A 12,032-nucleotide genomic window follows, 5' to 3' on the forward strand; every position below is an offset into this window, starting at 1 on the left:
GTTCAGCGCCTCTGATGGGGCGGATCCGGCTTCGCCGCTCGACGGATCCGCCCGTCGTCGTTCAGCCGATCGCGATATTGGACGTGACGTCCTTGGGGCCCGAATAGATGCGTTCGATCTCCTCGGCGAAATCCGCGAGGATGATGGCGCGTTTGATCGACAGCTTCGGCGTCAGATGGCCCGAAGCCTCCGTCCACTCGGTGGGCAGGATGACGAACTCGCGGATCGACTCGGCCCGTGACACGCGCGCATTCGCCCCGTCGATCGCCCGCTGGACCTCCTCACGGACGACGGCGGTGCGCGCAGCCTGTTCGAGGGTGAGGTCGCTCGACTCGCCGTGGGTCGCGAGCCAGGCGGGGAGCATCTCGGGGTCGAGGGTGACGAGCGCCGAGATGAACGGCTTCTGATCTCCGACGACGACGACCTGGCCGATGATCGGATTCGCGCGGATCGGGTCCTCGAGCATGGTCGGGGCGACGTTCTTGCCGCCCGCTGTCACGATGATCTCCTTCTTGCGGCCGGTGATCGACAGGCAGCCATCCTCGTCGAGTGCCCCGAGGTCGCCTGTGCGGAACCAAGAACCGTCGAACGCTTCCTCCGTCGCCTCGGGATTGCGCCAGTACTCGCGGAACACATTCACACCCTTGACGTGGATCTCCCCGTCTTCGGCAATGCGGACCCCCACTCCCGGCAACGGGGTGCCGACTGTGCCGACGCGGATGTGGTCCGGGCGGTTGACAGTCGCGGGGGCCGTGCTCTCGGTGAGCCCATACCCCTCAAGGATCTTGATGCCGAGCCCGCGGAAGAAGTACCCGAGGCGGGGGCCGAGGGGAGCGGAGCCGGACACCGCGTATGTTACGCGCCCACCCATGAGTTCGCGCAGCTTGCCGTAGACGAGCTTGTCGAAGAGGCGGAACTGGAGTGCGAGCACGGGACCGATGCGCTCGCCCTCCTGCTCTCGGCGAGCATGTTCGATCGCGACCTTCGCCGCGCGCTGGAAGATCGCGCCCTTGCCTTCCGACGTCGTCTTCTGATCAGCCGAGTTGTAGACCTTCTCGAACACCCGGGGGACCGCGAGCAGGACTGTCGGGCGGAAGGAGCCGAGCGTCTTGACGAGGTTCTTCGTGTTGGGCTCGTGGCCCGTGCGCAACCCCGCGTGCACGTAGAGCACGGACATGAAGCGCGCGAACACGTGAGCCGTCGTGATGAAGAGAACAGTGGACGCCCCGGGCTGCTCGAAGACTTCGGACAGGGCGGCGTACGCATTCTGCGCGGTGTCGACGAAGTTGCTGTGGGTGAGCACACACCCCTTCGGGCGTCCCATGGATCCAGAGGTGTAGATGATCGTCGCGACATCGTCGCCGCGGGCGAGATGGCGGCGTCGCTCGATCTCATCGTCTTCGACCTCGGCGCCCAGCTCGACCAGTTCGTCGAGCGCGCCGGTATCCATGCGCCAGTACAGTCCGACGAGGGGGAGAGCATCGCGCACCTCGGCGAAGCGCTCGTCGTGCTGCTCGGTCTCGACCATGAGGGCGACGGCGCCCGAGTCGGACAGGATCCACTGAATCTGATCGGAGGAACTCGTCTCGTAGACGGGAACCAGGATCGCCCCGGCGTAGTGCAGCGCGAAGTCGACGAGTGTCCACTCGTAGGTCGTCCGGGCGAGGAGCCCGACCTTGTCTCCCGGGCGGATCCCGGAGGCAACGAAGCCCTTCGCGAGGCGGATCACTTCCGTTTCGAACTCGCGCGCGGTCTTGTCGCGCCACCCGTCGCCGTCGGGGATCCCGAACAGAGCCTTGTCGGGCGTCTTCTTCACGCGGTCGGCGAGGATGTCGCTGATATTGCGGTTCGGGTCGGTCGGCACGATGAGATCGGCGGAGAACTCGATCACGGCAGCTCCTTTGATACCGGACGGGGGATGCGCGCGTCGTCATCCGCGCGGGTCGTGATGTTCCGCCGAGTCTAGGGCCGGGTGGAAGAGGACCGCCAGTGGCTTGTCTACGAACGACAATCAGAGGAGGCATCGCGCGCGGGCGCGCTGGCCGTGTCGGGCTAGACTCATCGCCGTCCCCACCGTCTGGAGTGTCGCCGCAGTGATTTACTGGATCCTCAAGTACCTGGTCATCGGCCCGGTGCTGAAGGCCGTGTTCCGTCCTTGGATCACCGGCGTGGAGCATGTGCCCAAGCAGGGCGCGGCGATCCTCGCGAGCAATCACCTGTCGGTCGTCGACTCGATCTTCCTGCCGCTCATGCTCGATCGCACGATGTCGTTCCTCGCCAAATCGGAGTACTTCACAGGGAAGGGACCGAAGGGCTGGGCCACGAAGTGGTTCATGAAGGGGACGGGCCAGATCCCGATCGACCGATCGGGCGGATCCGCTTCGGAAGCGGCACTCAACACGGCGCTGCAGGTCATCGGCCGCGGCGACCTGCTCGGCATCTATCCCGAGGGCACCCGCAGCCCGGACGGGCGTCTCTACAAGGGGCGAACCGGCCTTGCACGCATGGCGCTCGTGGCGAAGGTTCCCGTGATCCCGGTCGTCATGGTCGACACCGACACGATGCTGCCGATCGGAGCGTCGATGCCGCGGATCATGCGCGTGGGCATGGTCATCGGTGAGCCGCTCGACTTCTCGCGCTATGAGGGACTTGAGGACGATCGTTTCGTGCTGCGAAGCGTGACCGACGAGATCATGGTTGCGCTGCAGCAGCTCGGCGGGCAGGAGTACGTCGACGAGTACGCGTCGAAGCACCGCCAGCGCGCGGAGGAGGAGGGGAAGGCGGCGAAGAGTACGTTCTCTTGAGCCCGTCGTGTCTCTGGCCGTCACGAGGCACCGAGGTGTGGGCGCAGGCCGATAGGCTGTTGGCATGCAGCACTCCCTCGACGCGCTCGATGCATGGCGCGAACTTCCCATCAAGCAGCAGCCGCAGTGGCCCGATCGGGCCGCAGTCGAGCTGGTGTCGGCCGAGCTGGCGACTCTTCCGCCGCTCGTCTTCGCGGGCGAGGTCGACGAGATGCGCTATCGCCTCGGTCGCGCCGCGGCCGGCGAGGCGTTTCTGCTGCAGGGCGGCGACTGCGCCGAGACCTTCGCGGGGGCGACGGCCGATCAGATCCGCAACCGCATCAAGACTGTCCTTCAGATGGCTGTCGTCCTCACCTACGGCGCCTCGATGCCCATCGTCAAGATGGGGCGTATGGCGGGGCAGTTCGCCAAGCCGCGTTCGAAGGATACGGAGACGCGCGGCGATGTGACGCTGCCGGCGTTCCGCGGTGAGATCGTCAACGGCTTCGACTTCACGGAGGAGTCGCGCACGGCGGATCCGCAGCGCCTACTATCCGCGTACCACACGGCGGCGAGCACGCTGAACCTCATCCGCGCGTTCACGCAGGGTGGCTTCGCCGATCTGCGCGAGGTGCACTCGTGGAACAAGGGCTTCGCCGAGAATCCCGCCAACAAGCGATACGAGCACATGGCCACCGAGATCGACCGCGCGATCAAGTTCATGGAGGCGGCCGGTGCCGACTTCGAAGAACTCAAGCGCGTCGATTTCTACACCGGCCACGAGGGCTTGCTCATGGACTACGAGCGGCCGCTCACGCGCGTGGATTCCCGCACGGGAGAGGTCTACGACACGTCGGCGCACTTCATCTGGGTCGGTGAGCGCACCCGCGAGCTTGACGGCGCGCACATCGATTTCTTCTCCAAGGTGCGCAATCCGATCGGCGTGAAGCTCGGGCCGACGACGACGCCCGAGACGGCGCTTTCCCTCATCGACAAGCTCGATCCGGAGCGCGAGCCCGGTCGACTCACCTTCATCACGCGCATGGGGGCCGGGAAGATCCGCGAGGCGCTGCCGCCGCTGCTCGAAGCTGTCAAGGCATCGGGGGCGCAGCCGCTGTGGGTGACCGACCCCATGCACGGCAACGGTTTCGCGACGCCGACCGGCTACAAGACGCGCCGCTTCGACGACGTCGTCGACGAGGTGCGCGGGTTCTTCGAGGCCCACCGCGCCGCGGGGACGCACCCGGGCGGCATCCACGTCGAACTCACGGGAGACGATGTGACCGAGTGCCTCGGCGGGTCCGAACGGATCGACGAGCAGGCCCTCGCGACACGCTACGAGTCCCTGTGCGATCCGCGTCTCAACCACATGCAGTCGCTCGAACTGGCGTTCCTCGTCGCCGAGGAGCTCGAGAAGCGCTGAGCCGGAGCCTGAAACGGCCCCGCCGCCCGAGAGGGCGCGCGGGGCCGTTCGTGTCAGACGGCGCCGGTGTTGTCGATGTAGATCGTCACGGTTGTCTGTTCCGGAACGTGCTCGGATCCTGCTTCGGGGTCGGTCCCCGTGACCGTCGTCCAGGCGTCCGGCCAGGCGTTCCAGAGGCCGTTGTACGTCACCTCGAAGCCCTCCGCTTCGAGTGCGGCGACGGCTGCGTTCCTCGTCATTCCGGCGACATCGGGGACTGCGACGGGTTCCGGCCCCAGCGATTCGATGAGCGTGACGGAGTCACCGGGGCGGAGGGATTCGCCTTCTGGGATGTCGACGAGGCCGATCACGAAGCCGGCCGCATACTGATCGCTGTACCACTTCTCGGTCTGCTCTGAGACCTCGAGGCCGGCTTCCTCGAGGCGCTCCCGCGCCGCATCGATCGAGAGATCCTGCACGTCGGGGACGGGACCGGCCGACACGGTGAGGGCGAGTGTGTCGCCCTGGTGTGCTTCGCAGCCCTCGAGGCAGCCGTAGCTTTCGTCGGACCCGGCGGGCGTGATGCGCGCGCCGATGACCGTTCCGGCGTCGCTGTCGTCGAAGACCTGAGAAGGTTCGTCCGGCACGTCGATCGCCGCGTCGGTCGCGTAGTCCTCGACCTGCTCGCGGGTCATGCCGCGGAATGAGCCGAGACGCACGCTCGCGGGGCCGACGGAGGTGGTGATGGTCACCTCGTCGCCGGGGTACACCTGGGTGCCGGGCGCGGGTGAGACCTCGAGGATCCGGCCTGCGGGCACGTCAAGGCTGTTCGCCGTCTCCTCGACTGCCGTGAGCTCGAGTGCGGCAAGCTGCTGCGAGGCCTCGTCGAACGTCGCGTTCTGGGCGAAGTTCGGCACGAGCACACGAGAGCCGGGGCCCGATCCGAACCACCATCCGGCGCCGCCCGCGACGAGGGCGAGAATCAGGATGATGCTTGTCGCCCACGCACCGCGGACGCGGCGTCGTCGGGTCTTCACGCGCAGGCGTTCGGCGTTGCCCTCGTTTGCGGGGGCGGAGCCCACGGGCGCCGTCCCGCTGAGGACACTCGTGACCTCTCCCGTGTTGAGCGAGGGTGGGAGGAGCTTCGTCTCGCCTTCCTCGTCAGCGCCGTCATCGTGTATCGCCGGTGCAAGGCGGCTGCGGGGTGCCAGCGGAACGATGCCGAGCTGATCCTCGATCTCGAGCAGCCGGTCGAGCATCTCCTGGGCATCGGCGGGCCGCTCATCGGGGGAGCGCTCGGTTGACCAGAGGACGAGTTCGTCGAGCTGTTCGGGCACGGCGGGGTTCAGGAAGCTCGGGCGCGGCACCTGCTCGGTCGCGTGCTGATACGCGATCTGCATGGGCTGCTCGCCCTGATACGGCTGCTCGCCCGTGAGCATCTCGTACAGCATGATGCCGAGAGCGTAGATGTCGGTGCGCGCGTCGGCCGTTCCCTGCGTGACGAGCTCGGGTGCGAGGTATGCGATCGTGCCGAGGAGCTGCTGTCCGGACGCCGTGTTGGCCGTTGTCGCGCGCGCGAGGCCGAAGTCGCCGATCTTGATGCGGCCGTCCTCGGCGATCAGCACGTTCTCGGGCTTGACATCGCGGTGGATGAATCCGGCCCGGTGAGCGGACGCGAGGCCTGAGAGGACGGCATGCATGACCGTCACGGCATGGTCGACGGGCAGGCGGGTCTGATCCGTCAGCAGGTCCCGCAGGGTGACGCCCGGAAGGTACTCCATCACGAGGTAGGCGATGTCGCCGTCCTGTCCCTGATCGAACACGCTCACGACGTGCGGATCGCTCAGGCGCGCGGCGGCACGGGCCTCCTGGATGAACCTGCTCTGGAATCGGTCGTCGTCACTGAGATGGTGGTGCATCACCTTCAGAGCGACGCGCCGCTCCAGACGCAGATCGGTCGCGAGGTAGACCGTCGCCATCCCGCCGCGCGCGACGCGGCCGCGCACGCGGTATCTGCCGTCGACGAGCCGCCCCACGAGGGGGTCGGCGACAGGGCGAGGAGACACGACTCGATTCTAGGGACACCGCCTCCGGGGACCCGGAGGACTCACCTGTGCTGGGCGAGCCAGCCGTATGCGGCGACGCGCCAGCGGTCGTATCGTTCCGGGAAGGCCGAGATCTGGACAGCCTGCGCGGCCTCGCCGAATCCCATGGACTGCCAGCCGGGGATGTCGAGCAGGCCGCGCGTTGCGCCGTCGCTCGCGCCGACGAAGAATGTGCGGGTCGAGATCCCGCGGTCGAGGAGATCCTCGGCATCTCCCCATCCTGCGCTCGGACGCTGCTGGAACAGGCCCACGGAATCGCGGTCGCCCCAGTCGAGATTGCGCAGTCCCGACTCGACCATCGCGGTCGCGAGGGCGATCGCGATGCCGCTTTCGGGAACGCCGAGGCTGCGGCCGACGCCGATGATGAGCGCGGCGTTCTCGGCCTGGGGTGCGTTGAGCGTCGCCTGCAGGTCGTATTCGGGCGAGTCGTAGATCGACGGCACGCGGTCGGGCTTCGGATCGGCGCGCGCGACGATGATGTCCTGGCCAGGATAGATGATCGCGCCCTCGTCGAGGCCGTTGAGGTCGAGCAGTGCTCCGACCGTCAACCCGTGCTCGGCGGCGATTGCCCAGAAAGTGTCGCCCGCTTCGACGGTGTAGGACGTGTCGGTGCCGGCCGGCGCGGCTGGCTGCTCGGCACCAGAATCGGCGGATCCGGAAGCATCCGTGCCGCCCCCAGAGGAGCCGTCGCCCGCCCCGGGGATCGTGAGCTCCTGCCCGGGGAAGATGACCGCGGCCGCACCGAGATCGTTGGTGTCGGTGAGATCGCGGACGGTCACGCCGTAGTGCTGGCCGAGGGCCCAGAGAGTGTCTCCGGCCTTCACGATGTGCGTAGCGCCCGAGGGCTTCGTGGTGCGGTCCTGGCCGCCCCCGTCGGGAGCCGCAGCAGTCGCGCGAAGCGTGAGCTCGTCGCCGGGATGGATGATGCTCGACCAGCTGAGACCGTTCCACGTGATCAGATCGACGGTTCGCAGCCCGTGTCGGATGGCGATCCCCGTGAGCGTGTCGCCCGATTGCACCGTGTAGGTCGCACCGCCTGCGGCGCCGCTCGCGTAGCCGGGGCGCGGCTCGGACGTCGCCGTGACGGTCGAGGACATGCTCGTGGCCGCCCGGTCGGGCAGCGTGCGCGCGTGCGTCCGTGGATTCGATTCGGCGGCGACGGCAGGCGCCGAGCCGAGGGCGAGTGCGACGGCGCTCGTCATGGCGACGGGGGCGGTAGTCAGGGCGCGTGCAGTGGGGGGCATCGGATCTCCCTCAGATTCGGCCGATCACACACATCGGCAGAGATCACGGTGTCACGGACGTATAGGGGTGTCAACTGGTGATAACGGATGTGACTGGTGTGACGAACGGGACTCGCAAGGGCGGCGTGCGAGAATCGAGGGGTGACTGATGATGCGGTGTCCGGTGCGGACGCGATGGACTGGTTGACGCTCTCCGATGTCGCCGAGAGGCTGGGCGAGACCCCTGGGCGAGTGAACCGGATGCTCGACGACCGCATGCTCGTCGCGGTGCGCCGGGAAGGCGTCCGCGTCGTTCCGGCGGCGTTCATCGACGGCGACCGCCCCCTGGCCTCGCTGCGCGGCACGGTGATCGTGCTGCAGGATGTGGGGCTCGACGATGAGGAGATCATCGAGTGGCTCTTCGCTGAGGAGCCGAGTCTCGGGAACGCACCGATCGAGTCGCTGCTGGCGGGACGCAAGGCTGAGGTCCGTCGCGTCGCGGTCGCCCTCGGCTGACGGAACTCCGCCTCGGCGGGCGCGGCTATGAGGTCCGCGCCGTGGCGGCTTCGAGAAGTGCGCCCAGTTCGGCGCTCGTCGTCTCGTCGAGGTCTGCCCGCTCGAGGGCGCGTTCCGCGACGCCGCGCTGGCGGGAGATCAGCTCCTCGACACGCGCGAGCGCGCCCGAGGCGCGCACGATGTCCTGAAGGTGGGCGATCTCGCCGTCCGAGAGATCGTCGGCGCCGAGACGCGAGTCGAATCGCTTGCGCTCGGACCCGTCCATGCCTTCACGGGCATACGCAACGAGGAGGGTGCGCTTTCCCTCACGGAGATCGTCTCCGGATGGCTTGCCCGTGACGACGGGGTCGCCGAAGACGCCGAGCACGTCGTCGCGGAGTTGGAACGCGAGTCCGAGCGGCGGTCCGATGTCGGTGAGCGATTTCCGCGTGTGAGCCTCCGCGCCGCCGAGCTCGGCGCCGATCAGCAGGGGCTGCTGCACGCTGTATCGCGCCGACTTCAGGACGGCGATGCGGAGGGCGCGGTCGGCGTGGGCCTCGTCCGGGAGGGTGGGCCATGCCGACTCCTCCGCGATGTCGAGGAACTGCCCGAGGATCACGTCGCGCCGCATCCGCGCGTACACGGCGCGCGCCGCGTCGGCGTGCCGAGCATCGTCAAGGGCGGCGAGGGCTCGCTCGAGCAGGTCGTCGCTCCAACCGAGCAGCAGATCGCCGAGGAGGATCGCTCCGGAGCGACCGAAGGCCTCTCCCGAGCCCGACCAGCCACGCTCGTCGTGAGCGGTCTCGAGCGCTCGCCACGATGCGGGGCGTCCGCGGCGTGTGTCGGAATTGTCGACGATGTCGTCGTGCACGAGCGCGGCGGCCTGGAAGACCTCGAGCGATGCGCCGAGGTCGAGGACGTGCGCGGGCGGCGCGCCCGGCGTGCGCGTCGCGGCACGCCATCCCCAGAATGCGAATTGCGCGCGCAGTCGCTTGCCGCCTGCGAGCGCCTGTTCCGCATGTTCCAGGAGCAGGAGGGCCGCGGGATCGCCGTGAGGAGCGCCTGCGAAGACCTCGTCGAGCTCCACTTCTCGGCGTCGTGCGCGGGTGAAACCCTCCAACCGCTCGGAGATGGCTGAGATGATGGCATGAGCGGGCGACACACAACTAGCCTAGGTGGACGCTTCGGCGATAGAATGTAAGTCGACCTTTCCACCCGAGGGGGTTACCGATGCCACTCTCCGAGCAGGAGCAGCGACTTCTCGATGAGATGGAGCGCCAGCTCATGCACAACGACGCCGACGTCGTGCATCCTGGCGCCAATCGCACGCTCAGCTACCGCAATCTGCTGATCGGCGCGCTTCTCGTGCTCTTCGGCCTCGCAGGCGTGATCGCGGGCATTGCCCTGTGGAACGTCGCGGTCACGGTGAGCGTGATCGTCGGGGTCGTCGGCTTCGGCGCCATGCTTGGCGGTGTCATCCTCGCGGTGGCGCCGGGCAAGTCGACCTCGCCGGGTTCTGAGGCGGGCCGTGAACCACGTGCCCCGCGCTCTTCGCCGTCCGACGGGTCCTTCATGGACAAGATGAACGACAGGTGGGATCGACGGCAGCAGGGCTGACCGCCGACGCACCCACGCAAAGAACGCCGTCCCTTCGGGGGCGGCGTTCTTTGCGTGTGCGCACGGTGACGCGCCGCTCCCGGTGAACGGCGCGTTTCGTCGTCCCCCCCACATCTCTCCACCCATGCGTGTCGGGGGCCGCGACACGCCGTCGTGAGGCGGGCTCATTGACTTCTCCTTCCACTTCCCTCCACTGCGCCTCTTCCGCGTGATTTCGCGGGTTCCGAAGTGTGGTATTGCTGCCGATCACCGGTTTGACCCTGGCGCGTGGGGGAAAGTGGAGTAATGTGGTGCGCACCTCACGGAGGGGCGATCACGTCAGGGGGTGAACGGCCGATGCTGCTGGGCACGCACACACCGAAGCTCGACGACAAGGGCCGCGTCATCCTGCCCGCGAAGTTCCGCGAGGAGCTCGCGGGAGGCGTCGTCGTCACCCGTGGGCAGGAGCGGTGTCTCTACGTCTTCTCGACGTCGGAGTTCGAACAGGTGCACGAGCGGATCCGCCAGGCCCCCCTCAGCAACAAGCAAGCCCGCGACTTCATGCGCATGTTCCTCTCCGGCGCGAGTGCCGAGACGCCCGACGGCCAGAACCGCGTCACGATCCCGCAGCACCTTCGTCAGTACGCCGGGCTCAGCAAGGAGCTCATCGTGACGGGCGTGGGGGCACACGCTGAGATCTGGGACGCGAACGCCTGGAACAGCTACCTCGAGAGCAATGAGGATTCGTTCGCCGAGATGCAGGAGGAGGTGATCCCGGGACTGTTCTGATCCGGCGGCTGCGACTCCCAGCCGCGACCCTGTCGTCACTTCCCCGGTGACAGGTCGCGCGGATGGGGATCACAGCCTCCGGGCCCCGAACCTCTTCGGAAACATCATGAGCCTCGATGACATCCACATTCCGGTGATGCTCGATCGCTGCATCGAGCTGCTTGCGCCCGGGCTCGCCGCAGACGACGCGATCTACGTCGATGGCACCCTCGGCATGGGCGGCCACGCGGCGGCCGTCCTCGAGAGGTTTCCGAGGGCGCGCCTCGTCGGGCTCGACCGCGACCAGCAGGCGCTCGGGATCGCGGGGGAGCGGCTCGCCGAGTTCGGCGAACGGGTCACGCTCGTGCACACCGTCTACGACGGCATCCTCGATGCCCTCGCCGGCGAGAGGGCGGGTGCCGTCCTCTACGACCTCGGCGTCTCTTCCCTGCAGCTCGATGAGGCGGATCGCGGTTTCGCATACGCCCAGGACGCGCCGCTCGATATGCGAATGGACCAATCGTCCGGAGTCACGGCGGCGGACATCGTCGCGAGCTACGGCGAGGGCGATCTGCGTCGCATCTTCGAACGCTATGGCGAGGAGAAGCTCGCGGGTCGCTACGCGCGGGCGATCATCGAGGCGCGGAAGACGACGCCCCTCACACGATCGGGCGAGCTCGTCGATGTGCTGCAGGCGGCGACGCCCGCCGCCCTCAAGAACGCGGGGCATCCGGCGAAGCGCGTGTTCCAAGCGCTTCGCATCGAGGTCAACGGCGAGCTGCGCGCGCTCGAACGGGCGATTCCCGCGGCGCTGGATTCGCTCGACGTCGGGGGGCGACTCGTCGTCCTGAGCTACCAGTCGCTCGAGGACCGATTCGTGAAGCGACTGTTTCAGGAAGCGACTCGATCGACGGCACCGGCGGGGCTGCCGGTCGAGCTGCCCGAGCACGCGCCGCGATTCCGCCTGGTCGTTCGCGGAGCAGAACAAGCTTCGGATGCGGAAGCCGAGCGCAATCCGCGCGCGAAGCCGGTTCGCCTGCGCGCCATCGAGAGGGTGAGGGAAGACCTATGAGCCTCGCAGACCTCGACCTCCTTCCATTCGACGAGCCGGAACCGCGGCCGTCGAGAGAGCGCGATCTCCACGCTGTCGCGAAGCCGGCGAAGAGGCGTCGGCCGCGCGTGGCCTACGCCCTCACGGCCGTAGCGGGCGCCGCTCTCATCGCAGCCGCGCAGCTGGGTTTGTCGATCCTCACGGCGCAGAGCAGCTACGAGCTTGCGGCTGTCGAAAGCCAGCAGCGTCAGCTCACCCTCGACCACCAGGAGCTGTCCGATGAGATCGCGGGCCTTGCGTCTCCGCAGTACCTCGCGGCGAATGCGTCGGCCCTCGGGATGGTGATCGACGCGTCCCCGAGCTACCTGCGCCTGAGCGATGGTCGCGTGATGGGATCCGGTGAGCCGGCCGGATCGCGGTCGACCGTCGACGTCGGCGCCGGCAGCGGCGCGGCGAATGCACTCATCGCCGACGTCCCCCTCGTGACCGACGTCGAAGCGACGGTCGGGGGGCCGTCGACGCCAGACCTGCCCGCAGAGGTGCCCGAGGCGCCCGTCATCGACGGGGGCCTCCCGTCGCCCGCGACCCACTAGCCGAGACCGCGACCGC

General features: G+C 67.9%; 11 protein-coding genes. 7 read left to right on the top strand and 4 right to left on the bottom strand.

The window, feature by feature from the left end; genetic code table 11:
• Nucleotides 1-61 precede the first annotated feature (61 nt).
• A complete protein-coding gene (locus C0012_RS06625; RefSeq protein WP_110589354.1) occupies nt 62-1,891 on the bottom strand; it encodes an AMP-dependent synthetase/ligase in 1,830 nt (609 codons plus the stop codon).
• 202 nt (nt 1,892-2,093) lie between these two features.
• Between C0012_RS06625 and C0012_RS06630 the strand changes: the two genes are divergently transcribed.
• Together C0012_RS06630 and C0012_RS06635 are read left to right on the top strand one after the other, a co-directional pair.
• Nucleotides 2,094-2,804, top strand: a complete 711-nt coding sequence (locus C0012_RS06630; protein WP_110589353.1) for a lysophospholipid acyltransferase family protein — start codon at nt 2,094-2,096, stop codon at nt 2,802-2,804.
• A gap of 64 nt (nt 2,805-2,868) precedes the next feature.
• Nucleotides 2,869-4,206, top strand: a complete 1,338-nt coding sequence (locus tag C0012_RS06635) for a class II 3-deoxy-7-phosphoheptulonate synthase (RefSeq protein ID WP_110589352.1) — start codon at nt 2,869-2,871, stop codon at nt 4,204-4,206.
• A gap of 53 nt (nt 4,207-4,259) precedes the next feature.
• Here the strand turns inward: C0012_RS06635 and pknB are convergent, their stop codons facing one another.
• Both pknB and C0012_RS06645 read right to left on the bottom strand, forming a co-directional pair.
• Nucleotides 4,260-6,251 (bottom strand): Stk1 family PASTA domain-containing Ser/Thr kinase, encoded by a 1,992-nt coding sequence (pknB, locus tag C0012_RS06640; RefSeq protein WP_232527813.1) that lies wholly within the window; start codon nt 6,249-6,251, stop codon nt 4,260-4,262.
• Between the two features lie 41 nt (nt 6,252-6,292).
• Nucleotides 6,293-7,534: a LysM peptidoglycan-binding domain-containing protein gene (locus C0012_RS06645; RefSeq protein ID WP_110589351.1), complete on the bottom strand. Its 1,242-nt coding sequence runs from the start codon at nt 7,532-7,534 to the stop codon at nt 6,293-6,295.
• A gap of 141 nt (nt 7,535-7,675) precedes the next feature.
• On the opposite strand from C0012_RS06645, the gene C0012_RS06650 reads away from it, so the two are divergent.
• Nucleotides 7,676-8,029: an Rv2175c family DNA-binding protein gene (locus C0012_RS06650; RefSeq protein WP_408631133.1), complete on the top strand. Its 354-nt coding sequence runs from the start codon at nt 7,676-7,678 to the stop codon at nt 8,027-8,029.
• 25 nt (nt 8,030-8,054) lie between these two features.
• On the opposite strand, the gene C0012_RS06655 is transcribed toward C0012_RS06650, so the two are convergent.
• The gene (locus C0012_RS06655) at nt 8,055-9,170 is read right to left on the bottom strand and encodes a polyprenyl synthetase family protein (protein WP_110589350.1); all 1,116 of its coding nucleotides are present in this window, start codon (nt 9,168-9,170) and stop codon (nt 8,055-8,057) included.
• Between the two features lie 68 nt (nt 9,171-9,238).
• On the opposite strand from C0012_RS06655, the gene C0012_RS06660 reads away from it, so the two are divergent.
• The 4 genes from C0012_RS06660 to C0012_RS06675 all read left to right on the top strand — a co-directional run bounded on the left by C0012_RS06660 (nt 9,239) and on the right by C0012_RS06675 (nt 12,016).
• Nucleotides 9,239-9,625: a DUF3040 domain-containing protein gene (locus C0012_RS06660; protein ID WP_110589349.1), complete on the top strand. Its 387-nt coding sequence runs from the start codon at nt 9,239-9,241 to the stop codon at nt 9,623-9,625.
• Between the two features lie 336 nt (nt 9,626-9,961).
• Nucleotides 9,962-10,393 carry a division/cell wall cluster transcriptional repressor MraZ gene (mraZ, locus tag C0012_RS06665; RefSeq protein ID WP_110589348.1) on the top strand — a complete coding sequence of 144 codons (432 nt, stop codon included), beginning with the start codon at nt 9,962-9,964 and terminating at the stop codon, nt 10,391-10,393.
• 106 nt (nt 10,394-10,499) lie between these two features.
• Nucleotides 10,500-11,444, top strand: a complete 945-nt coding sequence (rsmH, locus tag C0012_RS06670; protein ID WP_110589347.1) for a 16S rRNA (cytosine(1402)-N(4))-methyltransferase RsmH — start codon at nt 10,500-10,502, stop codon at nt 11,442-11,444.
• Entirely contained in the window at nt 11,441-12,016 is a 576-nt protein-coding gene (locus C0012_RS06675; RefSeq protein ID WP_110589346.1) for a hypothetical protein, read from the top strand. Before rsmH ends, C0012_RS06675 begins: the two co-directional genes overlap by 4 nt.
• Nucleotides 12,017-12,032: the final 16 nt, after the last annotated feature.

Origin of the sequence: Microbacterium suaedae (genome assembly GCF_003254645.1) — a bacterium.
Classification (GTDB): domain Bacteria; phylum Actinomycetota; class Actinomycetes; order Actinomycetales; family Microbacteriaceae; genus Microbacterium; species Microbacterium suaedae.